The organism is Kitasatospora sp. NPDC057198 (assembly GCF_042670125.1).
In the GTDB taxonomy this organism is placed as follows: Bacteria; Actinomycetota; Actinomycetes; order Streptomycetales; family Streptomycetaceae; genus Kitasatospora.
On record NZ_JBHUWH010000083.1, the window covers coordinates 1 to 22,859 of the forward strand.

Below are 22,859 nucleotides of genomic sequence, written 5' to 3' on the forward strand. Positions count from 1 at the left end.
GCCGGGGGCACGCTCGGGAGGTCAGCGCACGGCGGCCGCCGGGCGCTGCACGGGGCGCGGGGCCGACGCCTCGCGCCCGCAGGCGTAGGCCAGCGGGCTGACCAGCTCCACCGCGTCCGGCAGCCAGCGGTTCAGCGCGGACGGCGGCCGGGCCCACTGCGCCGAGGCGTACCCGCCGACCCGGGAGGGCGGGGCCACCACCCAGTCGCCCTCGCCGCGGGCCACCAGGTCCAGCCGCTCCGGCGACCAGCCGATCTGCCGGAGCATGTCCGGCAGCTTGTCGACCACCCCGGGCAGCACCAGGAAGTGCAGCCGCCGCCCGGTGCGCCCCGGCGAGGCCGGGACCGCCACCACCGGGCCCAGCTGCAGTCCCATCCGCTCCATCCGGGCCAGTGCCAGGCAGCCCGCCACCTCCGGCACGTCCAGCACGTCGAAGGACCGGCCGGTGGGCAGCAGGATCGACGCCTCCGGGTTCTCCGTCCACCACTTGCGGACCACCCCGGGGCCCGCGCTCGCCCTGCGCCGCCAGTCCGCGCCGAGGGGGTGCGCGCCGGGGAGCGCGCAGCGCTCCTCGCCGCACGAGCAGCGGGCCGGGCCGTCGCCGTCGAGCAGCCAGGTGCCCGGCGCGACCTCCCAGTGCCGGTCCTCGGCGTAGCGGACGGCTTCGATCAGCAGCGGCGGCAGGTTCTGTTCGGGGGCTCCCGGGGTGTTGTCCACGTGCTGCACAACTACCGTCCGTGAGTGCGGGTTACGGCCCGGCGCCGAACGCTTCGAACGGGGCGCGCGATGTCACCCGGGACGGTGATCCTGGTCGGAACCGGTCGGCCGAGCAGGGGCGGTAACGGGCGCAGTGGGGGCGCACGGAGGCATTCACCCGGGCGCGTGGGGAGTGGGTACGTCACCGTGGGTATTCCGCATGGTGTTGCACAGTCGTCGCCCTCCGGTCGGGTCCGGACGGCGTTGGGGAGGCGGAAAAATCCCATGGCCGCGAGACCACTCGTCGCACGAGAGCCGAACGAGCGTCTGCAGCAGCTGATCCAGGAGGCGGGCTGCTCCAATGCGGGCCTCGCCCGCCGGGTCAACCTCTGCGGAGCAGAACACGGACTGGACCTTCGCTACGACAAGACCTCCGTCGCCCGCTGGCTGCGCGGGCAACAACCCCGCGGGCAGGCGCCCGCGGTGATCGCCGAGGCGCTCGGCCGCAAGCTCGGCCGCGGCGTGACCGTGGACGAGATCGGCATGGCCGACGGCAAGAGCCTCAGCTCCGCCGTCGGCCTCCAGTTCGCGCCCAGCCTGGGCGCCGCGCTGGAACAGATCTGCGAGCTGTGGCGCAGCGACGTCGGCAAGCGGGACTTCCTGGCCGGCACCACCGTCGCCGCCTCCGCGCTGGTCGAACCCAGCCGGGACTGGCTGATCACCCCGCCGGACCCGGTGGTCGCCCGCACCGGCGGCACCCGGGTCGGCCTGGCCGACGTCGCGGCGATCCGGGCCACCACCCAGATGCTGGTCGACCTCGACCACCGCTTCGGCAGCGGCCACGTCCGCCCGGTCGTGGTGCACTACCTCAACAGCGTGGTCTCCGGCTTCCTCGGCGGCTCCTACCGCGACGAGACGGGCCGTCAACTCTTCGGCGCCGTCGCCCGGCTGACCGAACTGGCCGGCTACATGGCGGTCGACACCGGCCAACCCGGCCTCGCCCAGCGGTACTACATCCAGGCGCTGCGCCTCGCCCAGGCCGCCGACGACCGCGGCTACGGCGGCTACGTGCTCGCCGCCTCGATGAGCCACCTCGCCGCGACCCTCGGCAACCCCCGGGAGATCGCCCAACTCGCCCGCGCCGCCCAGGAGGGCGCCCGCAGCGTGGCCACCCCCACCGCGATGGCGATGTTCTACGCCGCCGAGGCCCGCGGCCACGCCCTGCTCGGCGACGCGTACGCCTGCGAGAACGTCGCCGCCAAGGCGCTCGCCGCGATGGAGCGCCGCAACCCCGCCGACGACCCCGACTGGATCGTCCACTTCGACGAGGCGTACCTCGCCGACGAGTTGGCGCACTGCCACCGGGACCTGCAGCAGGGCGAGCGGGCCGAGCACTACGCCCGCACCGCGCTCGAACTGCACCCCGCGCACCGGGTCCGCCGTCGCGCCGTCGACCTCGTCCTGCTGGCCACCGCCCAACTCCAGCAACGGGACCTGGAACGCGCCTGCGAGACCGGCACCGAGGCCGTCCGGCTGCTCAGCGGGCTGCGCTCCAACCGCGGCGTCGAGTACCTCGACGACTTCCGCACCCGGCTGGAGCCGTACCGGGGCCACCGCGCCGTGCGCGAGTTCCACGCCCGGATGGACGGTGAGGCGGCCTGAGATGTCCTGAGGCGGTTCTGAGGCGTCCTGGACGGTCCTGAGGCGGCCTGAGGTGTCCTGGGGCGGCCCCGGGCCGCGTTCGGACGGTTCCCGCGTCCTAGCGGACGCGGGAACGTGAAGCAATAGCACAGAACAGCGGCCCGCGTAGTCACCTGTGCCGGTGAACGGGTACCGTGGCCTCGCAGTTGTGGCCCGTCGTCAGCAAACCGGCGGTGCAACCGAGAGGCCCGGGATCCCGGTGCCGTGCACAGGTGAGGAATCGCGTTGAGCCAGCGCCGCTCGTACCCCAACTCCGGCGACTTCAATCTGGACGACCTGTTCCGCCCGGAGCCCGCCGCGGACGGCCAGGCCGCTCCGGCGCAGGCCGCCGGGCAGCCCCCGTACGCCCAGCCGCAGCAGCCCGCACCGCCGCAGGCCCCCGTCCCCCAGCAGCAGTCCGCGCCGCCGCTCGGCCAGAGCGGCAGCCCCGAGTACTGGGGCACGCCCCAGCAGCAGGCCGCGGCGGCCCCGCAGGCCGACGAGGGCGCCACCCAGTACCTCCCGCCCTACCCCGCCGGCGGCCCGGCCGTCGGCGGTGCCGCCCAGCCCGGCTTCCCGCAGCAGCCGCAGCCGCCCCAGCCGCCGCAGGCCGCCCCCTACGCCCAGCAGCCGACCTACGGCGGCGGCACCGGCTACGGTGCCCCGCAGCAGGGGTACGCCCCCGCGCCGGCCTACGACGGCCACCAGCCGCAGGGCGCGGACGGCGGCCGCAAGCGCAACCCCAAGGTGCTGATCGGCGCGGGCGTGGCCGGCGTCGCGGTGGTCGCGATCCTGATCGGCGTACTGGCCAGCGGCGGCGACGACAAGAAGGACAAGGGCACCGCGAAGGGCGGCACCACGGCCGGCCAGAGCGTCGCCCCCACCACCAACAGCGGCAACGCCGCGGTCAGCCCCGAGATGAAGGCCCAGGCGCAGGCCATGTCCGACCTCCTCGGCACCGCCAGCGCCAGCCGCACCTCGGTGGTCAACGCGGTGGGCGCGGTCGGCAAGTGCCAGAACCTCCCCGACTCGCAGGCCGCGCTCACCGCCGCCGCGGCCCAGCGCCAGGAGCTGCTCACCAAGCTCGGCGCCCTGAAGGTCGACCAGCTCGCCGACGGCGCGAAGCTGGTCGCCCAGCTCCAGCAGGCGTGGCAGGCGTCCGCCACCGCCGACAGCGAGTACGCCCTGTGGGCCGGCGACCTGGCGGCGGGCTGCGACCCGGCCAAGTCCAAGGACAACGATCACCTCCGCAACGGCGACTCGGCGAGCGGCACGGCCACCACGGCGAAGAAGCAGGCGGCGGAGCTGTGGGGCGTGATCGCGACGAAGACGGGGCTGCCGAACAAGAGCGCCGGAGAGCTCTGAGCAGGGCGCTGCCGCGCGCTCACGGAGGCGAAGGCAGGGGCGGCGGGGAGAACCGCTGCGCGAGCTGAGGTTGCACCACCGGGGGCGCGGGGAACTGCGCGGAGGGGGAGGTGAACGTCAGCAAGACCGCGGGATAGTGCAAGTGATCATCCTGCGTCGCGATCCGGCTGTGCGTGCTCGGTTGGCCGCGCAGTTCCCCGCGCCCCTGCCTTCGCAGCGTCTGGCGCGCAGCAGTTTTCCCCGCGTGCCTGCCTTCGCAGCGTCCGGCGCGCAGCAGTGGTTACGCCGGGGGCTTGCCGTTGGTGAGGACCCAGCGGATGTCGGTGAAGCCCTGGTGCTGGGCGACCAGGCGGCCGTTCTGGACCTGCTGGAAGGTGACGGAGGTGTTCACCAGGCGGGGGGAGTCGGCGCTGGGGAGCATGTTGGTGATGCCCCAGTTGAGGGGCGGGGTGGTGCCGGCGGTGTCGATCGGGTCGCCGCTGTCGAGGACGACCTGGAGGGCCTTCGCGGTGATCGGCTTGCTCTTGTCGATCCGTCCGGCGGCCTGGCGGAGCACCTCGTAGGCGACCCAGGTGGTCTGCACGCCGGGGTCGGCGACGTCGATGGTGGCGCCGTTGCCGTAGGTGCGGGCGGTGGCGCGCAGGTCGTCCCAGACGGGGGAGGACTCGACGGGGAACCAGCCGGTGGCGTACGCGCCGCGCAGCGGGCCGTTGTCGCCGCCGGTGGAGTCGACCACGGACTGCTGGAAGGAGCCGATGACGGAGGCGAGCTGGGTGTTCCTGGGGGCAGCGCGGCGGTACGGGTCGAGCAGGTTGGCGGTGGGTTCGGCGCCGAGCGCGGAGAGCACGCAGTTGCCGGGCTTGTCGTCGCCGATGGCCCGGCGGGCGTACGGGGAGTAGTCGTTGGACTTCTCGGGGGCCTTGACGTCGACGACCTTGACGCCGTTCGTCTTGACGGCGCCGTCGAGGGAGTTGACCAGGGCGTCGCCGGCCCGGGTGTCGGGGCGGATCAGCGCTATCTGCTTGCAGCCGGCCTCGACGAGCTGGCGTCCGCTGCCCGCGACCAGGGCGAGCAGGCCGCCGTTGACGGGGTAGGAGAGCGGGCTGCTGAACTCGGGGCCGGAGAGGCCGTAGCCGCCGATGAACGGGATGCCGGCCTGTTCGAGGATCGGCATGAAGTTGCTGCCGTACTGGCTGGCGGAGCCGACCACGGCGACGGCGCGGGCGCTGACGGCCTGGTCGGCGCAGGCGGTGGCGCCGTCGGTGGTGTCGTGCTCGTTGCAGGTGAGGATGCGGACCTTGTGGCCGGCCAGGCCGCCCTGGGCGTTGAGTTCGCGGCCGACGGCCTCGGCGAGGGCGGTCATGCCGGGGCGGTCGGCGGCTCCGGTGCCGGACGGGGCCCAGGTCATGACGGTGACGTCCTGGCCGGCGGCGTCGGCGGCGGCGGGTCCGCCGCAGGCGGAGGCGGAGAGCACGGCGGGCAGGACCGCGGCGGAGGCCGCGAGGACGGTGGCCGCGCGGCGTCGTCCACTGACGGCGGGTAGCGGGTGGGGGGTTCCGTTCCGCGTCATGGCGCTTCTTCCTCCCGGGCGGGGGTGCTGCTGCTGTGGGTCGTCCCGTGCTCCGTTGCGCAGGCTCGGCGGATCAAGGGTGGTCGTCACCGGGCACGCAGAGAGGGACGCGATGTGAACGGATCGCCAACGGGGGAGGAAAACGGAGCGTGGCCCGGCCGTGACGCGTGTAGAGACGGGCCGGGTCGGGAACGTACGATCGACTCCCGTGTCCGACAGCATGGATTCTCCGCACCGGTCTGCCCGAAACGCTTCTCGAACGGGTGCCCGCTCCAGCACGATGGGCGGCATGCCCCTGAGTGATCTGCCCTGGTGGCGCTGGCGGGCCCGGATCCGCTCGGCGCTGCACATGTTCTCCGACCCGGTGTTCCAGCGGACGGCCTGGCTGGACGGCCCCGCCGGGTACGGGGACGTCACCGACGCCGTGTACCGGCTGGTGGAGGACAGCTGGCTGGACCGCTGGTCGGCGGAGAAGTACGTGGGCTCGGTCTTCCGGGACTCCGCGGAGGCGGTCGCGGTGGACGGCGCGGTGCTGCGGGTGCTGCGGATCCTGCACCGGGTCGGCCCGGACGCCCCGGCCGCGGCGTACCTGGGCCACCCGGACTGGCCGGAGGCGGTGCGGGCGGCCCGCGAGGCGCACTGCCGGCTGGCCGTCAACGACGGCGAGGACCCGGACCTGCCGCCGCGGACGACGGCCGAACTGGGGCGACTGACCGCCCGCGGTTGAGCGGTGCGCGGGCCCGGGGAGTCTCGGGTTGCGGGCAGCGGGCCCCGGTCCGGTGCGATCTGTGCCAGGCTGGGCCGTTGTCCGCCGCCACCCGAACCGAGAAACGGTGCCCCGACATGGAAGAGACCGCCCGCTCCCAGTACGTCCTGACGCTGTCCTGCCCCGACAAGCAGGGCATCGTGCACGCGGTCTCCAGCTACCTGTTCATGACGGGTTGCAACATCATCGACAGCCAGCAGTTCGGCGACGCCGGCACCGGCCTGTTCTTCATGCGGGTGCACTTCTCCGCGGAGGAGCCGGTGACGGCGGAGAAGCTCCGGGCGAGCTTCTCGGCGATCGGCGACTCGTTCCGGATGCAGTGGCAGATCCACGCCTCCGCGGAGCGGATGCGGGTGCTGCTGATGGTCTCCAAGTTCGGCCACTGCCTGAACGACCTGCTGTTCCGCACCCGGATCGGGGCGCTGCCGGTGGAGATCGTCGGCGTGGTCTCCAACCACACCGACTTCCGCGAGCTGACCGAGTCGTACGGCATCGCCTTCCACCACCTCCCGGTGACCCGGGACACCAAGGCCGAGGCCGAGGGTCGGCTGCTGGACCTGGTCGCCGAACTGGGGGTCGACCTGGTGGTGCTGGCCCGCTACATGCAGGTGCTCTCGGACGACCTGTGCAAGGCGCTGTCCGGCCGGGTCATCAACATCCACCACTCCTTCCTGCCGAGCTTCAAGGGCGCCAAGCCGTACCACCAGGCGCACGCCCGCGGCGTGAAGCTGATCGGTGCCACCGCGCACTACGTGACCGCCGACCTGGACGAGGGCCCGATCATCGAGCAGGAGGTCGCCCGGGTCACCCACGACGTCACCCCCGAGCAGCTGGTGGCGCTCGGCCGGGACGTCGAGTGCCAGGCGCTGGCCCGCGCGGTGAAGTGGCACAGCGAGCGCCGGGTGCTGCTGAACGGCTCGCGCACCGTGGTGTTCGCCTGATCCGCCCGCACCCGGCGGGGCGCCGCCGACGGGCGCTCAGCGCCCTTTCCCGCCAACGGCGTTCGAGTGCCGGTGGACATTTGTAGGAAGGGTGGTTCGCTCGTGGCGGCCCGGCGTCCGGGCGCCGTCGGCGGTACGGTCTTGGGTACCCGCGAGGGCGGTGCCGCCGACCGGTCGTGCGAACCCCGGCAGGGTGAGCGGGACAGTATGCACCGAGCCGTCCCCCGAACGCTGGAATATGCCCGAAGCTCTTGCTGTGACCCGGTCGCGGAATCATTCTGGGGCGTATTCGTGTCGATGCCATGGGCAGTCCAGGTCGGTGACCCCCGCCTCGAGCGGCCGACCGGACCGGCGGGATCAAGCGGGCCGAATACCTAGTGCGGGTGGTGGAGCGGTGCAGGTACTCCAGGTACAGCTGGCGGTCCAGGCGGACCCGGCGGAGGTGTCACGGGCGCGGCGGTGGGTCCGGGACCGGTTGCGGGCCGGCGGGATCGACCCGGACGCCGCGGTGGCCGAGACGCTGGTGCTGGTGGTCTCCGAGCTGGTCACCAACGCGGTGGTGCACACCGGCCGCCCGGCGGTGCTCCGGCTGCTGCTGCCGGTCGACCCCGCCGCCGCACCGGCCGCGCTCCGGGTGGAGGTCGCCGACACCAGCGGCGCCGCCCCCGCGCCCCGGCACGCCGGGGCCGACGAGGACGCCACCAACGGGCGCGGCCTGGAGCTGGTCGAGCTGCTCTGCGAACGCTGGGGCTGGTACCCGGACGGTTCCGGCAAGCGGGTGTGGTGCGAGATCGGCGACCCGGCCGGAGCGCCCTGCGCGCTGGCGGCGCAGCCGGCGGCCCCGGTGGCCTCGGCCCGCTGAACCGGTGGGCGGGGGCCCGGTGATCCGGTGGGCGGAGGCCCGTTGATCCGCGGTCGTGCGCCGGTCACGCGCTGTCCACGCCTCGGAAGACCGGTCTGAATTTCGGACAACCCATTGACGTGACGTATCCGACTGATCACTCTTGGGTGCGGCGCCCGTTGCGAGGGGACGCCGAGGGAGACCGGGCGGTGCCGACATTCAGGGGGTCGTTGGCCGACCCCGTCCGGAACCTCGGCGAAATCGGGCCGCCGGGCGTCACGGCTTCAGGGCCCGGACGCCGACCGGGCGGCGGGCCGCCGTGCCGTGCTCGGGGCGCGCACGGCGGGCCGCCGCTCCGCAGCCGGAGGAACGGACTCCGCATCGTGACCCAAAATCGCTGGAAACCAGCAGTGGTCTACACCAAAACTGATGTGCGTGACCGCACCCGAACTGAAGACCGCCCCCACCCCGCAGGTCAGCACGGCGAAACCGCCCGCCATCTGGTCGGGCAACTTCCGGCTCTACTTCACCGCCCGCACCGCCGGGCTGCTCAGCGACGCGATGCTCCCCGTCGCCGTCTCGGCCGGCCTGGTGACGGCCGGCTACAAGACCTCCGAGGTCGGCTTCGCGATGGCCTTCCTGCTCGGCCCGTTCGCCGGACTGGTGCTGTTCGGCGGGGTGCTCGCCGACCGGTTCACCGCCCGACGGCTGATGATCTTCGCGGACCTGCTCAACCTCGTCACCCGGGTGCTGCTCGCGGTGCTCTTCTTCCACGGCTTCGACCAGCTCTGGCAGCTCTACCTGCTGCTCGCACTGGCCGGCACCGCCGCCGCGATGTTCCAGCCCGGCGCCGCCTCCACCGTCCCGCTGGTCTCCACCGACGTGCAGGGCGCCAACGGCGTGCTGCGGATCTCCGAGGCGCTGACCGCCCTGGCCGGGCCCTCGCTGGCCGCCGCGCTGATCACCCTCTCCACCGGCTGGGTGATGGTGCTCGCCGGCGTGATGTACGCGGTCAGCGCCTCCTGCCTGCTCGTCCTGCGGCTCGGCCCCGTCCCCGCCCCGCCGCCCGGCGACAGCCTGTGGCGCAACCTGGTGGGGGGCTGGCACGAGTTCTGGTCCCGCAGCTGGATGTGGGGCGTCATCCTGATCTGGATGGCCTTCACCGTGCTCTCCTGGGGCCCGCTCGCCCCCGTGGTGGTCGGCGACATCGCCAAGCGCGACGGCGTCGTCGTCTACGGCGTCATCAACAGCATGCTCGGCGCGGGCACCGTCATCGGCGGCGTCCTCGCCATCCGGGTCAAGCCGGTCCGCCCGCTGGCCGCCGGCGCCACCGCCCTGTTCCTGTTCGCCGTCCAGCAGTTCGCCTTCGCGGCCGGCCTGCCCTGGCCGCTGCTCGGCACCGCCCAACTGGTCTCCGGCATCGGCATCAGCTTCTGGGGCGTCATGTGGGCCACCAGCGTGCAGACCCAGGTCCCCGGCGAGGTGCTCAACCGGATCCACGCGTACGAAGTCGCCGGCTCCGTCTGCATGTTCCCGCTCGGCTCGGCCCTGGCCGGCCCGGCCGTCAACCTGCTCGGCACCACCCAGGTCTACCTGATCGGCGGCCTCGTCACCCTCGGCACCGCCACCGCGCTGCTGCTCAGCCCGCCGATCCGCAACCTGCGCAGGGTCCCCGACGGCGGGCCGGTCGCCGCCGGGCACTGAACCGGGCCGGGCCGCCGCCCGGACGGCACCCCGGATGACCGGAAATCGGGCACACGTGGCAGCCGGAGCCGTCGTGGCCGGGCGGGGCGGGCCGGGAGACTCGGGCGGGTGAAGGAACTGGAACTCGCCCCCGCCCCCGCCGCCGACCCGGCCGGCGGCCCGCCCCGCCGCGCCCCCCGCGTCCACTACGGCTGGATCGTGGTCGGCGTCTCGCTGCTGGTGCTGGTCGGCTCGGCCGGTTTCCGCTCCACGCCCAGCCTGCTGATGGACCCCCTGCACAACGAGTTCGGCTGGTCGCGCGCCACCGTCTCCAGCGCGGTCTCCGTCAACCTCGCCCTCTACGGCCTCACCGCGCCGTTCGCCGCCGCCCTGATGGACCGCTTCGGCGTCCGGCCGGTGGTGGTCTGCGCGCTGCTCACCATCTCCACCGGCGCCGGCCTCACCATCCTGATGACCAGCCCCTGGCAACTCGTCCTGTGCTGGGGCGTCCTGGTCGGCCTCGGCAGCGGCTCGATGGCCGGCGCCTTCGCCACCACCATCTCCGGACGCTGGTTCGAGGCCCGCCAGGGCCTGGTCACCGGCCTGCTCACCGCCGCCGGAGCCGCCGGGAACCTGGTCTTCATGCCGCTGCTGGCCGCCCTCGTCGAACGGCACGGCTGGCGCACCGCGGTCGTGCTGGTCTCGCTCTGCGCTACCGCGGTGGCCGTCCCCGTCCTGCTGCTGATGCGCGAACGGCCCGCCGACGTCGGGCAGTTGCCGTACGGCGCGCGCACCGCCCCGCCGCCGCCGGACACCGACGGCTCGGCCGTGGCCCGCTCGCTGCGGGTCCTGCGGCAGGCGACCGGACGGCGGGCGTTCTGGCTGCTCGCCGGGTCCTTCGCGATCTGCGGCGCCACCACCGTCGGCCTGATCGGCACCCACTTCATCCCCGCCGCCCACGACCACGGCATGCCCGTCACCACCGGCGCCTCGTTGCTCGCCCTGATCGGCCTGTTCGACGTCGCCGGGACGATCGCCAGCGGCTGGTTCACCGACCGCTTCGACCCCGTCCGGCTGCTGATCACCTACTACGCGCTGCGCGGACTCTCGCTGCTCTTCCTGCCCGCCCTCCTCGGGGGGAGCCTGCGGCCGCCGATCCTCGCCTTCGTGGTCTTCTACGGCCTCGACTGGGTCGCCACCGTCCCGCCCACCGTCGCCCTCTGCCGCCGCCACTTCGGCGCCGACGCCCCGATCGTCTTCGGCTGGGTCCTCGCCGCCCACCAGGTCGGCGCGGCCGCCGTGGCGGGGCTGGCGGGGCTGGCCCGCGACAGCTTCGGCGACTACGACGCGACCTGGTACGCGGCGGGAGCGCTGTGCGCGGTCGCGGTGGTCTGCTGCGCAGGGCTTCGCCGCCAGGGACTCGGGAAGAACGGCGAGAGCCCCCGCTAGGGGCTCGGGAAGGACGGCGAGAGCCCCCGCCAGGGGCTCGGGGAACGGCGAGCCCGTGGCTGCTGACGGTTCACTGCCGGAGCGCGCGGCTGCTTCTGGTTCCGTTCACTACACGCAGCAGCACGGACACTTCGATGGGCTCCGGCCGCCAGCAGCACGGCCCCGCCGTTCCCCGGGCCCCTGACGGGGCCCATGCGCAGCACGGACCCGCCGTTCCCCGGGCCCCTGACGGGGCCCATGCGCAGCACGGCCCCGCCGTTCCCCGGGCCCCTGGTTTTGCCCTCCGGATCGTCTGCCTAGGCTTTGGCGCATGAGTTTGCGATTCGTGCTGGACCCCGAGCTGACCCCCGCGTTGCGGGAGGAGATCACCGCGTTGTGGACGGAGGTGTCCAACGCCGGGGGCGCGGTGGGGTTCGTGCCGCCGGTGGAGGTGGCGGAGGTGCGGCCGGTCGCGGAGCGGCAGTTCGGGGCGCTCGGGCCGGACCGGCTGCTGGTGGGGTTCGAGCCGGGCGGGCGGGCCGTCGCGGTGGTGTTCTTCGAGGACATGCGGTTCGGGCTGATGGACCACTGGCGGATGCTGAAGCGGGTGATGGTGCACCCGGGCTTCCAGGGCCGGGGCTACGGGGCGCAGTTGCTGGCGGAGGCGGAGCGGGTGGCCCGGGGGTGGGGGCTGGCGGGGCTGAAGCTGACCCTGCGCGGCGGGCACGGGCTGGAGAAGTTCTACGGGCGCAGCGGGTACGTGGAGGTGGGCCGGGTGCCGGGGGCGATCCGGGTCGCCCCGGGTGACGACCGGGACGACGTGACGATGTGGCTCGACCTGCGCGCCTGAGCGGTGTGAGGTCGTGCTTCACTGGGAGGGCCTAGTACCCCCGCGCGCCCGCCGGCGCGACCCGGCAGCGAAGGACGATCCCGGTGAGCAGCAAGAACCACGCCACGCTCCGTTACACCTCGCTGCGGGCGAGCATCTTCCTGGCCTGTCTGCTGGTCGCGCTGCTGCTGGGGCACTTCAAGGTGATCCCGGTGGTGGGTTCGCTGGGCCTGCTGATCCTGTTCGCGCTGGCGGCGGTGGCGTCCTCGGCGATCAGCTACGTGGCGCTGAGCAAGCAGCGCGACGAGATGTCGGCGCAGATCGCCGAGCGGATCGAAGCCCGCAAGACCCGCGCGGTGGCGCGCGACTCGGCCGAGGACGCGGCGGACGACGCGGCCCGGGCGGCCGCGGCCCAGCAGGCGCAGGCCGGCTGACCGGCGTTGGCGGACAGCCCCTTCGGCGAGGACCGGCCCGGCGACGGCCCGCGGCGGCGTCCGACCGGGCGTGACGTGGCCCGGCTGGCGGGGGTCTCGCAGGCGACGGTCTCGCTGGTGTTCTCCGGCAGCTCCGGGCACCGGGTCTCGGAGGCGACCCGGGAGCGGATCCACGCCGCGGCCCGGGAGCTGGGCTACCGTCCGCAGGCCGCCGGCCGGCAGTTGCGGCTGGGCCGCAGCGGGATGGTGCTGCTGGCGGTGCCGAACCTGCTGGGGCCGTTCTTCGGCCGGGTGCTGACCGGGGTGCACGGGGAGGCGGCCCGGCACGGCCTGTCGGTGGTGGTCTCCAGCGGGTGGGACGCGGCGGAGCTGGCCGAGGCGGCGGCGGCCGGGCGGTTCGACGGGCTGCTGGTCTGCTCGCCGGACGACAAGCAGGTGGGCGAGCTGCCGGCGGACACCCCGGCGGTGTTCCTGGACGCCGACCCGGCGGCCCACCCGGGCCGTCCGACGGTGGAGCTGGACCTGGCGGCGGGCATGCGGGCGGCGGTCGACCACCTGGTGGGGCTGGGCCACCGGCGGATCGGCTACCTGCGCTCGGTGCACTCGGCGCACACCTTCCGGGTGCGGCAGGCGGCGTTCGCGGCGGCCTCGGCGCACCTGGAGGTGCGGGAGCTGGCGGTGGGCCTGAACGAGGGCAGCCGGGAGGCGGAGCGGGCGGCCCTGGAGCTGCTGGCCGGCCCCGGGCGGCCGGGCGCGGTGGTGTGCGACGACGACGTGGTGGCGTCCGGGCTGTACCGGGCGGCGGCGGAGCTGGGGCTGCGGATCCCGGCGGACCTCTCGGTGGTCGGCATGGACAACATCCCGGTGGCGGAGCTGCTCAGCCCGCCGCTGACCACGGTCGACCTGCCCGGCGAGGAGCTGGGCCGGGCCGGGCTGGCCCGGCTGACCGCCCTGCTGGACGGCGAACTCCCGGCCCCGGTGCCCCCGTTGGCGACCACGCTGGTGGTGCGCCGGTCCACCGCGGCGGTCTGAGCGGCGGTCCGAGCCGCCCGTCCGCCTCACTGCTCGCCGAGGACCATCCACTTCTCCGGCAGCGCCAGCGGCGCGAACCCGACCCTGGCGTACACCTCGTGCGCGTCCCGGGTGGCGAGCAGCAGGCGGCGCAGGCCGAGGGCGGCGAGTTCGTCGCGGACGGCGGCGGTCAGCGCGGTGCCCAGGCCCTTGCCGCGGGCCCCGGGGGCGATGAACACGTCGCACAGCCAGGCGAAGGTGGCCCGGTCGGTGACCACCCGGGCGTAGCCGACCTGCTCGCCGGAACTCTCCTCGTACAGGCCGAAGTTGAGCGAGTGGTCGATCGCCAGGTCCTGCTTCTCGCGCGGTCGGCCGAGGGCCCAGTAGGCGTCCTCGGCGAGCCAGCGGTGCACGGCCGCCCGGTCGAGGCGGGCGGGGTCGGTGGAGACGCAGTACCCGGTGGGCAGCTCGAAACTGGTCATGCGGCGCATCCAAGCAGGCGGGCGGGGGTGCGGGCGAGCGCTTTCCGGTCGGGGAGACTGGGGGGATGTGGCGTGAACTGATCGCAGGGATCCCGGCGGACGCGGTGCTCGGCGCCCCCGCCGGGCCGGAGGAGCTCGCGGAGGCCGAGCGGGTGCTCGGGCAGCGGCTGCCGCGCGGCCTGGCGGAGCTGCTGCGGGAGTGCGGCGGGGTCGGCGAGGACGCCTCCCTGGAGGTGGTGTGGGGCGCGGAGCGGATCGCCCGGGAGAACGCGCAGCTGCGCGCCGACCCGTCCCTCGCCCGGCTGTACATGCCGTTCGAGCCGCTGCTGTTCTTCGGCAGCGGCCCCGGCGGCGACCTGTTCGGCTGCCCGCGCACGCCCGAGCGCGAGGAGGTGTTCGTCTGGGACCACGAGACGGACAGCCGCACCCTGGTCTGCTACCGGCTGGAGGACTACCTGCGGCGGGCGCTGACCGAGGGCGGCGGCGACTGGTGGCGCGAGGGCTGAGCGGGCCGGGTCAGGCGGGGACGAGCACGGGCGCGGGCGGGCGCAGCCGGGTGCGGGTGGCGAGCAGCAGCAGGCCGCCGAGGGCGGCGCCGCCGGCGGCGCACAGGGCGACGGCGTGCAGGGAGGTGTCGACCAGGGCGCCGGAGACCGCGTAGCCGGCCGCGTTGCCGCTGGCGAACAGGGTGACCAGCCAGGCGAACGCCTCGGTGACGGTGCCGGTCGGGGCGAGCTCGGCGACCAGCACGAACGCGGCGGCCAGCAGCGGGGCCAGGCCCAGGCCGGAGACGAAGGCCAGGGCGGCCATCGGCCAGGGGCCGGGCAGGAGCAGCAGCGGCAGGTAGCAGGCGGCCATGCCGAGGGCGAGCACCCAGGTGCGGGTCGCGGTGTCGGCCCGCCAGCGGGTGGTGCCGTAGGCCAGGGCGCCGAGCAGCCCGGCCAGGGCGGCCAGCGCGAGCAGTGTCCCGGCGCCGCCGGGCAGGCCGCCGGGGTGCTGCTCGGCGTACGCGATGAACAGCACGTTCTGCGCGCCGACCGCCCAGCCGGCGCCGGCCAGGCCGAGCAGCAGCAGGACCAGCCCGGGGGAGCGCAGCGGCCCGAGCAGCCCGGCGGAGGCCGCGCGCGGCGGGGCCTGCCAGGCGCGGGCGGGCGCGGAGCCGGCCACCACCAGGGCGCCGAGCAGGCCGAGCACGGCGGCGGTCCACAGCGCGGCGGTGGGGGAGAGCGCCCCGGCGATCCCGGCGACGGCGAGCGGCCCGGCCACGTACAGCACCTGCTGGGAGGCGGAGTCGAAGGCGTACGCGGTGTCGAGCTGCTCCTCGGGGACGACGTCGGGCCACAGCGAGCGCAGGCAGGGCTCCAGCGGGGGCATGCACAGGCCGGCGACGGCGGCGCCGAGCGGGGCGGCGAGGGCGGAGCCGGGGGCGAGGGCGAGCAGGGCGTAGCCGGTGCCGGCCAGTGCGGCGGAGGCGAGCAGGACGCGGGGCTGCCCGGTGAGGTCGACGATCCGGCCGAGGACGGGCCCGCCGACGGCGGCGGCGATCGCGTACGCGGCGGTGGCCAGGCCGATCCGGCTGTAGGGGGCGCCGGCCTCGCGCAGGGCGAGCGCGACGACCAGGGCGGTCATGCCGGCCGGGAGCCGGCCGAGCAGGGTGCCGAGCAGCAGCCGGGTGACGTGCGGGGCGCGGAGCAGTGCGGCGTAGCCCATGGGCGTCCTTCCGGCGGCGTGGTGTCCCTTCAAGTTATACGTATAACCCGAAGAGCGTCAAAGCCGCTGGTCGGGCTGATGGCCCGTCAGGGGCGGGTCGTTCGGCAACGATCTCAAACAAGTACTTTGAACATCTCAAAGGTTTGTTGCTAATGTGCTGCGCATGACCACCGCAGACGCCGCGCGCCAGGCCGGGACGAGCACCCCGCTCGTGCCGCGCTGCCCGCGTCTGCCCGGTGCCGTGGACGGCCCGCGCCGCTGTCGCTCCGGCGGCTGTATGCGGGCGGCACGCCGCTCCTGACGCACCGACACCCCGAGTGTCGGCGCCGGGCCTCCCCGCCCGGCCCCCGCGTCCGCCGTGCCGCCGCCTCCGCCCCTCCCCCTCCCGCCTGCTCCACCACCCCCCCCGGAGACGCACACCCATGTCCACCGCGCCCGCGCCCACCCTGCTGGGACGCCTCCGCCGCACCCCCTTCTGGGTCCAGATCGTCGGCGGCCTCGTCCTCGGCCTGCTGCTCGGCTGGATCGCCCGGTCCGGCGACGTGTCCTGGCTGAAGACCACCCTCGACACCATCGGCAAGACCTTCGTCCAGCTGCTCAAGCTGGCCGTCCCGCCGCTGGTCTTCACCGCGATCATCGTCTCGGTCGCCAACCTGCGGAACGTCACCAACGCCGCCCGCCTCGCCGCCCGCACCCTGTTCTGGTTCCTCGCCACCTCGCTGATCGCGGTCGCCGTCGGCCTCGGCCTCGGCCTGCTCACCGACCCCGGCAAGGGCGCGAACATCTCCACCGAGGGCGTCAAGGGCGTCGCCAAGGGCGGCAGCTGGGTCGACTTCCTGACCGGCATCGTCCCGACCAACATCGCCGACGCCTTCCTGAAGGTGAACGTCCTCCAGATCGTCTTCCTCGGCGTGGTCGTCGGCGCGGCCCTGCTCAAGCTCGGCGACAAGGCCGCCCCGGTCCGCCAGCTCTCCGAGAGCGTCCTCGAACTCGTCCAGACCGCCCTGTGGTGGGTGATCCGGCTCGCCCCGCTCGGCACCCTCGGCCTGATCGGCAAGTCCGTCGCCGAGTACGGCTGGGACCTGCTCAAGCCCTTCTCCACGCTGACCGTCGACGTCTACGCCGGCTGCGCGATCGTCCTGTTCGGCGTCTACTCGCTGCTGCTGCGCTTCGTGGCCGGCCTCAACCCGCTGAACTTCTTCAAGGGCGCCTGGCCCGCGATCCAGCTCGCCTTCGTCTCCCGCTCCTCGGTCGGCACCCTGCCGGTCACCCGCCGGGTCACCGAGCGCCTCGGCGTCCCGTCCGAGTACGCCTCGTTCGCCGTCCCGTTCGGCGCGACCACCAAGATGGACGGCTGCGCCGCGATCTACCCGTCGCTCGCCGCGATCTTCGTCGCCCAGGTGTACGGCATCGACCTCGGCATCAAGGACTACCTGCTGATCGCCTTCGTCTCGGTGATCGGCTCCGCGGCCACCGCCGGCCTCACCGGCGCGATCGTGATGCTCACCCTGACCCTCTCCACCCTGGGCCTCCCGCTGGAGGGCGTCGGCCTGCTGCTGGCGATCGACCCGATCCTCGACATGATGCGCACCGCCACCAACGTGGCCGGCCAGGTCGTCGTCCCGATCCTGGTCTCCGCCCGCGAGAAGACCCTCGACCTCACCGCCTACAACAACCCCACCGGCGACCTCCTCGCCGAGGACCGGCCGGCCACCGTCCCGGCCCAGGCCGCGGCGGAGCCCGTGGCCGCCTGACCGGCCCGCCCCGCGCACGAGAAGGCCCGCACCTCGGGAGGGTGCGGGCCTTCGCACGTCGGGGTGAAGCGCCGGCACGCCGAGTACGGGGCGGCGCTGTACCTGCTGATCGACCGGCAGGACCGGGCCTGCACGCTGTTCTCCGAGCCGGGCGCGCCCGGGTGTACCAGGGCGGTCGGGCCGCTGCCCTTCGGGGAGCTGATCGAGCTGCCGGAGCCGTTCGGGGAGCCGTTCGGGCTGCCGGAGCCGTTCGGGCCGCGGTTGAACACCTCCCGGTCCTGAAGCGGGCGTCCCGGCGGCGGGCGTGGCGGGCGTGGCGGTCGGCGGGGGAAAAGCGGGCGCAACCGGGGGAATGGGGCGGTGACGGTGGTAATCGGGAATACGCGGCGATAAAGGCAGGAGGCCCGCCGGGGCGGGCCTCCTTGGGAACTGCTACTCGTACGGACCCGACGGGCCGTGAGCGATCAATTGGAGATCGCGCCTCAGACGGGGGTGACGTTCTCCGCCTGCGGGCCCTTCGGGCCCTGGGTGACGTCGAAGCTGACCGCCTGGTTCTCCTCCAGCGAGCGGAAACCGCTCGCGTTGATGGCGGAGTAGTGGACGAAGACGTCGGGGCCGCCGCCCTCCTGGGCGATGAAGCCGAAGCCCTTTTCGGCGTTGAACCACTTGACGGTTCCGGTCGCCATACCGTTCTCCTTGCGAGGGACGTTGTGGACGCCACACCTTGTGGCGCCCGGGTCCGCTGCGCTGATCGCCCCGCCTCCGGACGAGTCCGGAGTTTTTCGCACAGTGCTTCAATCAATACTCAATTGACGCCTGATACTGCTGAAAAATTACAAAAAGCCTGCGGTTACATGCTCCGCAGGCTCCAAGTACTGCAAGGGGAATCAAACTGCAACTGAGGGGAACGGTAGCACGCGGTGGCTGCCCCGACCAGGGGTGAACAACGGTGTCGGACGGTGTGTCGGACACCGGATGCGGACCGTCCCAATCAGCGGGCATACCCTGCCGGGAGAGCACCAACGGCAAGGGAGCACACGGTGAGCGGTAGCGACGGCGGACGGACGGAGAGCGCGGTCAGGCCGAGGGTCGGCCATATTCAGTTCCTCAACTGCCTGCCCCTCTACTGGGGCCTCGCGCGCACCGGGAACCTGCTCGACCTCGACCTCAGCAAGGACACCCCGGAGAAGCTCAGCGACCGGCTGGTGGCCGGCGGCCTCGACATCGGCCCGATCACCTGCGTGGAGTACCTGCGCAACGCGTCCGAACTGGTGGTGCTCCCCGACATCGCGGTCGGCAGCGACGGCCCGGTGATGTCCTGCGTGATCGTCAGCAAGCGCCCGCTGGCCGAACTGGACGGCCGGCGCGTCGCCCTCGGCTCGACCAGCCGCACCTCCGTCCGGCTGGCCCGGCTGCTGCTGGAGGAGCGCGAAGGCGTCCGCCCCGAGTACTTCTCCTGCCCGCCCGACCTGGACGCGATGCTCGCCGACGCCGACGCCGCCGTCCTGATCGGCGACCCCGCGCTGCGCGCCTCGCTGGAGCAGGCCCCCCGGCAGGGGCTGGCCGTGCACGACCTCGGCGCGATGTGGAAGGAGTGGACCGGGCTGCCGTTCGTCTTCGCCGTCTGGGCCGCCCGCCGCGAGTACGCCGAGCGGCAGCCCGCGCTGACCGCCGCCGTCCACCGGGCCTTCCTGGAGTCCCGCGACCTCTCGCTGGCCGAGGCCGGAAAGGTCGCCGAGCAGGCCGCCCGCTGGGAGGAGTTCGACGCCCCGCTGCTGGAGACCTACTTCTCCCGGGCGCTCGACTTCTCGCTCGGCGAGCGCCAACTGGCCGGCATCGCCGAGTTCGCCCGCCGGGTCGCGCACGACAGCGGCTTCGCCCCCGACGTGCCGATCCGGCTGCTGGAGACCGCGCCCGCCGTGGTCTGAGCGATTCGCCGTTCCCGGCCGGCGGTCGTCCTGGGATGATCGGACCGGCCGGGACGTCCGAACGGCCGACGAGGGGGGACGGGCATGGAACTGCTGACGGCCGACGATCCGACCACGATCGGCGACTACCGGCTGCTGCGCCGCCTCGGCGCCGGCGGCATGGGACGGGTCTACCTGGGCCGGACCGCCGGCGGGCGGACCGTCGCGGTCAAGGCGGTGCGCTCCGAACTGGCCGACGACCCCGAGTTCCGGGCCAGGTTCCGCCAGGAGGTGGCCGCCGCCCGGCGGGTCGGCGGCCGCTGGACCGCCCCCGTGCTGGACGCCGACACCGAGGGCCCCCGCCCCTGGGTCGCCACCGGCTACGTCGCCGGCCCCTCGCTCGGCGAGGCCGTCCGCACCGCCGGGCCGCTCCCCGCCCCCTCCGTGCACGCCCTCGGCGCCCGGCTCGCCGAGGCCCTGGAACAGGTGCACGCGCTCGGCCTGGTGCACCGGGACGTCAAACCGTCCAACGTGCTGCTCGCCCTCGACGGCCCCCGGCTGATCGACTTCGGCGTGACCCGCGCACTGGACGCCGCCACCACCCTCACCCACAGCGGCTACGTGGTCGGCTCGCCCGGCTTCATGTCGCCCGAGCAGGCCGCCGGCTCACCCACCGGACCGGCCGGCGACGTCTTCTCGCTCGGCGCGCTGCTGGCCTTCGCCGCCACCGGCACCGCCCCGTTCGGCGAGGGCGTCAGCGCCGCCGTCCTGCTCTACCGCGTCCTGCACGAGGAACCCGCGCTCGACGGCCTGGACGGCGAACTGCTGGACGTCGTCACCGCCTGCCTCGCCAAGGACCCGGCCCGCCGCCCCACCCCCGCCGAACTGCGCGCCCGGCTCGAACCCGCCGCCGCGAGCGCCCCCGAGGGCTGGCTGCCCGGCCCGCTGGCCGCCGCGGTCGGCCGCGCCGCCGTCGAACTCCTCGACCTGGAGGGCGACAGCGGGCCGAGCCGCGCCCTCGTCGCGGACCGGGCACCGACCGTGCTGGACGGCGGGCGGAGGAGGGAACGGCGCGGCTGGAGGCCCTGGATGACGGCCGCCACCGCCGCACTGGTGCTGGTCGGCGCGCTGTACGGCGGACTGGCCGCCACCGGCAACCTGCCCTGGACGCAGGCCGGCCCCGGGCCGAGCGCCTCGCCCCCGTCCTCGCCGGGGCAGGACGCGGCCACCGGGACGCCGAGCCCGAGTCCAAGCCCGAGTCCGAGTGCCGGCGCCAGTGCCGGTGCGAGCCCGAGCGGGGCGGGGACGCCGGTGCAGGGGGACGGGACGGCGCTGCCCGAGGCGTTCGTGGGCACCTTCAAGGGCACCATCACCACCAAGATCGTCCCGCTGGCGTCCACCTTCACCGTGACCTTCACCGCAGGCGGGGTCGGCGACCAGGTCGGGCGCACCAGCAACGCCTCGGCGATCGACAGCACCGTCTGCCGGGGCGTGCTCACCCTGCTCTCGGTGCGGGACGGCCAAGTCCTGCTCCAGGAGCGCCCCGACGGCACCGACAGCGCCTGCACCGGCGTCCCCGAGAAGCAGACGTACACCCTGAACGGCAGCGGCGGCCTGCACCTGGCGGTCTCCGGGGCCCCGCTCGGCTCCGACCCGGAAGGCGACCTGGTCAAGCAGTGAGGCGGCGCGGAACGGGCCTGCGGTGGGCCCGAAATGTGCTGGCGTAGGCTGAACCGGTCGTCCCTCCGATGAAGAAAGCAGGCCCGCCAGGTGTCCGAGCAGAACCTTTCCGCGACCCAGTTGCAGGGCGTGCTGGACCGTGCGGCCGAGGGCGGCCGGATCACCGCCGAGGAGGCGCTGGAGCTGTACCGGTCGGCGCCGCTGCACGCGCTCGGCTCGGCGGCCGACGCGGTGCGCCGGCGGCGGTACGCGGGCGTCGAGCACATCGCGACGTACATCATCGAGCGGAACATCAACTACACCAACGTCTGCGTCACGGCGTGCAAGTTCTGCGCGTTCTACGTGCCGCCGAAGAGCGAGAAGGGCTGGTCGCGCGACCTGGACGAGATCCTGCGCCGCTGCGCGGAGACCGTCGAGCTCGGCGGCACCCAGATCATGTTCCAGGGCGGCCACCACCCCGACTACGGCGTCGAGTACTACGAGAAGAACTTCGCCGCGATCAAGGCCGAGTTCCCGCAGCTGGTGATCCACTCGCTGGGCGCCTCCGAGGTCGAGCACATGGCGAAGATCTCCGGCGTCCCGGTGGAGGAGGCGATCACCCGCATCCACGCGGCCGGCCTCGACTCGTTCGCGGGCGCCGGCGCCGAACTGCTGCCGGAGCGGCCGCGCAAGGCGATCGCCCCGCTGAAGGAGTCCGGCGAGCGCTGGCTGGAGATCATGGAGACCGCGCACCGCCTCGGCGTCGAGTCCACCTCCACCATGCTGATGGGCACCGGCGAGACCAACGCCGAGCGGATCGAGCACCTGCGGATGATCCGGGACGTGCAGGACCGCACCGGCGGCTTCCGGGCGTTCATCCCCTACACCTACCAGCCGCAGAACAACCACCTGAAGGGCTCGACCCAGGCCACGGTCTTCGAGTACCTGCGGATGATCGCCATCGCCCGGCTCTTCCTCGACAACGTCGCCCACATCCAGGGCTCCTGGCTCACCACCGGCAAGGAGGCCGGCCAGCTCTCCCTGCACTACGGCGCGGACGACCTCGGCTCGGTCATGCTGGAGGAGAACGTCGTCTCGGCGGCCGGCGCCAAGCACCGCTCCAACCTGCACGAACTCATCCACCTGATCCGCACCGCCGGCCGGGTGCCCGCCCAGCGCTCCACCACCTACCAGCACCTGCGCGTCCTCGACGACCCGGCCAACGACCCGGTCGACCCGCGGGTCGCCTCGCACATCGCCTCCACCGCGATCGAAGGCGGCACCGCGCACCCCGAGTTGACCATCCTCGCGACGAACTGACGACACCGGCGTGCTGACCCTGCACCGGGCCCGGCTGCTGCACACCGGCACCGAGATGATCGAGGACGGGGCGGTGCTGGTCGACGGCGCGACCGTCGCCGCGATCGGCTCCGCCGCGGAACTCGCGGACGGGCCGGGGCGGGTGCGGGAGTGGCCCGGGGTGCTGGTGCCCGGACTGCTCAACCGGCACGCGACGTGGCTCCTGGAGACCGCCTACCACCCGGACCCCCGGGAGGAGCGCGGCGACCTTCCGCTGCTGCCCGACGGCGACCTGACGGACGAACAGCGGGGCGGCAGCGCCCGGCGCGGACTGCAACGGCTCCTCGGCCACGGCGCGACGGCCCTGGCCGGCCCGCTCGGCCGGGCCCCGGTGCGCACCGCGGTCGCCCGCTCCGGCCTGCGCCACCTCCCCGGCCCGGACACCGGCCCCGGGCCCCTCGACCCCCTCGCGGGGGGCACCCTGGGCGCCGCCCTGCACCGGCCGTTGACGGTCGGCGGGGCGGCGGACTTCGCCGTGTTCGCGGCCGAGGCGCTGGAGGAACTGGACGGGGGAGGGGCGGCCTGCCTCGCGACGGTGCTGGACGGGCGGCTGCTGTACCGGAGCAGGTGAAGGCAGGGGCTCGGGAAGAACGGCGGGAGAGCACCACCAGGGGCTCGGGGAACGGCGAGGCCGGGTCTGCTGGCGGTTCACTGCCGTGGCGCGCATCTGCTTCTGGTTCTGTCACAGACACGCAGCAGCACGGACACTTCGATGGGCTCCGGCCGTCAGCAGCACGGCCCCGC

22 protein-coding genes are annotated in these 22,859 nt (G+C 73.9%); 17 read left to right on the top strand and 5 right to left on the bottom strand.

Annotation, left to right across the window (positions count from 1 at the left end; all coding sequences use genetic code 11):
* Positions 1 to 21: 21 nt before the first annotated feature.
* Entirely contained in the window at positions 22 to 726 is a 705-nt protein-coding gene (locus ACFUEL_RS12845) for a bifunctional DNA primase/polymerase (protein WP_380236174.1), read from the bottom strand.
* A 255-nt stretch (positions 727 to 981) separates the two neighbouring features.
* Here ACFUEL_RS12845 and ACFUEL_RS12850 point away from each other — a divergent pair, with 255 nt between their 5' ends.
* Positions 982 to 2,358, top strand: a complete 1,377-nt coding sequence (locus tag ACFUEL_RS12850) for a transcriptional regulator (protein WP_380236175.1) — start codon at positions 982 to 984, stop codon at positions 2,356 to 2,358.
* A 264-nt stretch (positions 2,359 to 2,622) separates the two neighbouring features.
* Positions 2,623 to 3,741 carry a hypothetical protein gene (locus ACFUEL_RS12855; protein ID WP_380236176.1) on the top strand — a complete coding sequence of 373 codons (1,119 nt, stop codon included), beginning with the start codon at positions 2,623 to 2,625 and terminating at the stop codon, positions 3,739 to 3,741.
* 280 nt (positions 3,742 to 4,021) lie between these two features.
* Here ACFUEL_RS12855 and ACFUEL_RS12860 read toward each other — a convergent pair whose 3' ends face one another.
* Positions 4,022 to 5,311 (bottom strand): ABC transporter substrate-binding protein, encoded by a 1,290-nt coding sequence (locus tag ACFUEL_RS12860; RefSeq protein WP_380236177.1) that lies wholly within the window; start codon positions 5,309 to 5,311, stop codon positions 4,022 to 4,024.
* A gap of 220 nt (positions 5,312 to 5,531) precedes the next feature.
* Here ACFUEL_RS12860 and ACFUEL_RS12865 point away from each other — a divergent pair, with 220 nt between their 5' ends.
* The 8 genes from ACFUEL_RS12865 to ACFUEL_RS12900 all read left to right on the top strand — a co-directional run bounded on the left by ACFUEL_RS12865 (position 5,532) and on the right by ACFUEL_RS12900 (position 13,265).
* Positions 5,532 to 6,038 carry a hypothetical protein gene (locus tag ACFUEL_RS12865; RefSeq protein ID WP_380236198.1) on the top strand — a complete coding sequence of 169 codons (507 nt, stop codon included), beginning with the start codon at positions 5,532 to 5,534 and terminating at the stop codon, positions 6,036 to 6,038.
* A gap of 116 nt (positions 6,039 to 6,154) precedes the next feature.
* Positions 6,155 to 7,018 carry a formyltetrahydrofolate deformylase gene (gene purU / locus ACFUEL_RS12870; RefSeq protein WP_380236178.1) on the top strand — a complete coding sequence of 288 codons (864 nt, stop codon included), beginning with the start codon at positions 6,155 to 6,157 and terminating at the stop codon, positions 7,016 to 7,018.
* 394 nt (positions 7,019 to 7,412) lie between these two features.
* Positions 7,413 to 7,880 (top strand): ATP-binding protein, encoded by a 468-nt coding sequence (locus ACFUEL_RS12875; protein ID WP_380236180.1) that lies wholly within the window; start codon positions 7,413 to 7,415, stop codon positions 7,878 to 7,880.
* A 408-nt stretch (positions 7,881 to 8,288) separates the two neighbouring features.
* Positions 8,289 to 9,563: an MFS transporter gene (locus ACFUEL_RS12880; RefSeq protein WP_380236181.1), complete on the top strand. Its 1,275-nt coding sequence runs from the start codon at positions 8,289 to 8,291 to the stop codon at positions 9,561 to 9,563.
* Between the two features lie 108 nt (positions 9,564 to 9,671).
* On the top strand, positions 9,672 to 10,991 hold the full coding sequence (locus ACFUEL_RS12885; protein WP_380236182.1) for an MFS transporter: 1,320 nt from the start codon (positions 9,672 to 9,674) through the stop codon (positions 10,989 to 10,991).
* Positions 10,992 to 11,301: 310 nt separating this feature from the next.
* Positions 11,302 to 11,820, top strand: a complete 519-nt coding sequence (locus ACFUEL_RS12890; protein ID WP_380236184.1) for a GNAT family N-acetyltransferase — start codon at positions 11,302 to 11,304, stop codon at positions 11,818 to 11,820.
* A gap of 83 nt (positions 11,821 to 11,903) precedes the next feature.
* Positions 11,904 to 12,233 carry a DUF4229 domain-containing protein gene (locus ACFUEL_RS12895; protein ID WP_380236185.1) on the top strand — a complete coding sequence of 110 codons (330 nt, stop codon included), beginning with the start codon at positions 11,904 to 11,906 and terminating at the stop codon, positions 12,231 to 12,233.
* A gap of 6 nt (positions 12,234 to 12,239) precedes the next feature.
* Positions 12,240 to 13,265 carry a LacI family DNA-binding transcriptional regulator gene (locus tag ACFUEL_RS12900; RefSeq protein ID WP_380236186.1) on the top strand — a complete coding sequence of 342 codons (1,026 nt, stop codon included), beginning with the start codon at positions 12,240 to 12,242 and terminating at the stop codon, positions 13,263 to 13,265.
* Between the two features lie 26 nt (positions 13,266 to 13,291).
* Here the strand turns inward: ACFUEL_RS12900 and ACFUEL_RS12905 are convergent, their stop codons facing one another.
* The gene (locus ACFUEL_RS12905) at positions 13,292 to 13,726 is read right to left on the bottom strand and encodes a GNAT family N-acetyltransferase (RefSeq protein WP_380236187.1); all 435 of its coding nucleotides are present in this window, start codon (positions 13,724 to 13,726) and stop codon (positions 13,292 to 13,294) included.
* A gap of 65 nt (positions 13,727 to 13,791) precedes the next feature.
* On the opposite strand from ACFUEL_RS12905, the gene ACFUEL_RS12910 reads away from it, so the two are divergent.
* The gene (locus tag ACFUEL_RS12910; protein WP_380236189.1) at positions 13,792 to 14,232 is read left to right on the top strand and encodes an SMI1/KNR4 family protein; all 441 of its coding nucleotides are present in this window, start codon (positions 13,792 to 13,794) and stop codon (positions 14,230 to 14,232) included.
* 10 nt (positions 14,233 to 14,242) lie between these two features.
* Here the strand turns inward: ACFUEL_RS12910 and ACFUEL_RS12915 are convergent, their stop codons facing one another.
* Positions 14,243 to 15,436 (bottom strand): MFS transporter, encoded by a 1,194-nt coding sequence (locus ACFUEL_RS12915; RefSeq protein WP_380236190.1) that lies wholly within the window; start codon positions 15,434 to 15,436, stop codon positions 14,243 to 14,245.
* Positions 15,437 to 15,858: 422 nt separating this feature from the next.
* Here ACFUEL_RS12915 and ACFUEL_RS12920 point away from each other — a divergent pair, with 422 nt between their 5' ends.
* Together ACFUEL_RS12920 and ACFUEL_RS12925 are read left to right on the top strand one after the other, a co-directional pair.
* Positions 15,859 to 17,190, top strand: coding sequence for a dicarboxylate/amino acid:cation symporter (locus tag ACFUEL_RS12920; RefSeq protein ID WP_380236191.1), 1,332 nt, complete (start codon positions 15,859 to 15,861; stop codon positions 17,188 to 17,190).
* Between the two features lie 63 nt (positions 17,191 to 17,253).
* Positions 17,254 to 17,472, top strand: a complete 219-nt coding sequence (locus tag ACFUEL_RS12925; RefSeq protein WP_380236192.1) for a hypothetical protein — start codon at positions 17,254 to 17,256, stop codon at positions 17,470 to 17,472.
* A 200-nt stretch (positions 17,473 to 17,672) separates the two neighbouring features.
* Here ACFUEL_RS12925 and ACFUEL_RS12930 read toward each other — a convergent pair whose 3' ends face one another.
* Positions 17,673 to 17,876 carry a cold-shock protein gene (locus ACFUEL_RS12930; RefSeq protein ID WP_003998944.1) on the bottom strand — a complete coding sequence of 68 codons (204 nt, stop codon included), beginning with the start codon at positions 17,874 to 17,876 and terminating at the stop codon, positions 17,673 to 17,675.
* Positions 17,877 to 18,230: 354 nt separating this feature from the next.
* On the opposite strand from ACFUEL_RS12930, the gene ACFUEL_RS12935 reads away from it, so the two are divergent.
* The 4 genes from ACFUEL_RS12935 (at position 18,231) to ACFUEL_RS12950 (ending at position 22,686) form a co-directional block, all read left to right on the top strand.
* On the top strand, positions 18,231 to 19,118 hold the full coding sequence (locus ACFUEL_RS12935) for a menaquinone biosynthetic enzyme MqnA/MqnD family protein (protein ID WP_380236193.1): 888 nt from the start codon (positions 18,231 to 18,233) through the stop codon (positions 19,116 to 19,118).
* Between the two features lie 84 nt (positions 19,119 to 19,202).
* Positions 19,203 to 20,777 (top strand): serine/threonine-protein kinase, encoded by a 1,575-nt coding sequence (locus ACFUEL_RS12940; RefSeq protein WP_380236194.1) that lies wholly within the window; start codon positions 19,203 to 19,205, stop codon positions 20,775 to 20,777.
* A gap of 90 nt (positions 20,778 to 20,867) precedes the next feature.
* Complete coding sequence (gene mqnC / locus ACFUEL_RS12945) at positions 20,868 to 22,076, top strand: cyclic dehypoxanthinyl futalosine synthase (RefSeq protein ID WP_380236195.1); 1,209 nt, start codon at positions 20,868 to 20,870, stop codon at positions 22,074 to 22,076.
* Between the two features lie 10 nt (positions 22,077 to 22,086).
* Entirely contained in the window at positions 22,087 to 22,686 is a 600-nt protein-coding gene (locus ACFUEL_RS12950) for a hypothetical protein (protein WP_380236197.1), read from the top strand.
* Positions 22,687 to 22,859 lie beyond the last annotated feature (173 nt).

Bases quoted from the DNA above. Each gene is read 5' to 3' on its own strand.
- ACFUEL_RS12850 (WP_380236175.1), top strand. From the start codon at position 982: ATGGCCGCGAGACCACTCGTCGCACGAGAGCCGAACGAGCGTCTGCAG.
- ACFUEL_RS12860 (WP_380236177.1), bottom strand. From the start codon at position 5,311: ATGACGCGGAACGGAACCCCCCACCCGCTACCCGCCGTCAGTGGACGA.
- ACFUEL_RS12865 (WP_380236198.1), top strand. From the start codon at position 5,532: ATGGATTCTCCGCACCGGTCTGCCCGAAACGCTTCTCGAACGGGTGCC.
- purU (WP_380236178.1), top strand. From the start codon at position 6,155: ATGGAAGAGACCGCCCGCTCCCAGTACGTCCTGACGCTGTCCTGCCCC.
- ACFUEL_RS12880 (WP_380236181.1), top strand. From the start codon at position 8,289: ATGTGCGTGACCGCACCCGAACTGAAGACCGCCCCCACCCCGCAGGTC.
- ACFUEL_RS12890 (WP_380236184.1), top strand. From the start codon at position 11,302: ATGAGTTTGCGATTCGTGCTGGACCCCGAGCTGACCCCCGCGTTGCGG.
- ACFUEL_RS12905 (WP_380236187.1), bottom strand. From the start codon at position 13,726: ATGACCAGTTTCGAGCTGCCCACCGGGTACTGCGTCTCCACCGACCCC.
- ACFUEL_RS12910 (WP_380236189.1), top strand. From the start codon at position 13,792: ATGTGGCGTGAACTGATCGCAGGGATCCCGGCGGACGCGGTGCTCGGC.
- ACFUEL_RS12915 (WP_380236190.1), bottom strand. From the start codon at position 15,436: ATGGGCTACGCCGCACTGCTCCGCGCCCCGCACGTCACCCGGCTGCTG.
- ACFUEL_RS12920 (WP_380236191.1), top strand. From the start codon at position 15,859: ATGTCCACCGCGCCCGCGCCCACCCTGCTGGGACGCCTCCGCCGCACC.
- ACFUEL_RS12930 (WP_003998944.1), bottom strand. From the start codon at position 17,876: ATGGCGACCGGAACCGTCAAGTGGTTCAACGCCGAAAAGGGCTTCGGC.
- ACFUEL_RS12940 (WP_380236194.1), top strand. From the start codon at position 19,203: ATGGAACTGCTGACGGCCGACGATCCGACCACGATCGGCGACTACCGG.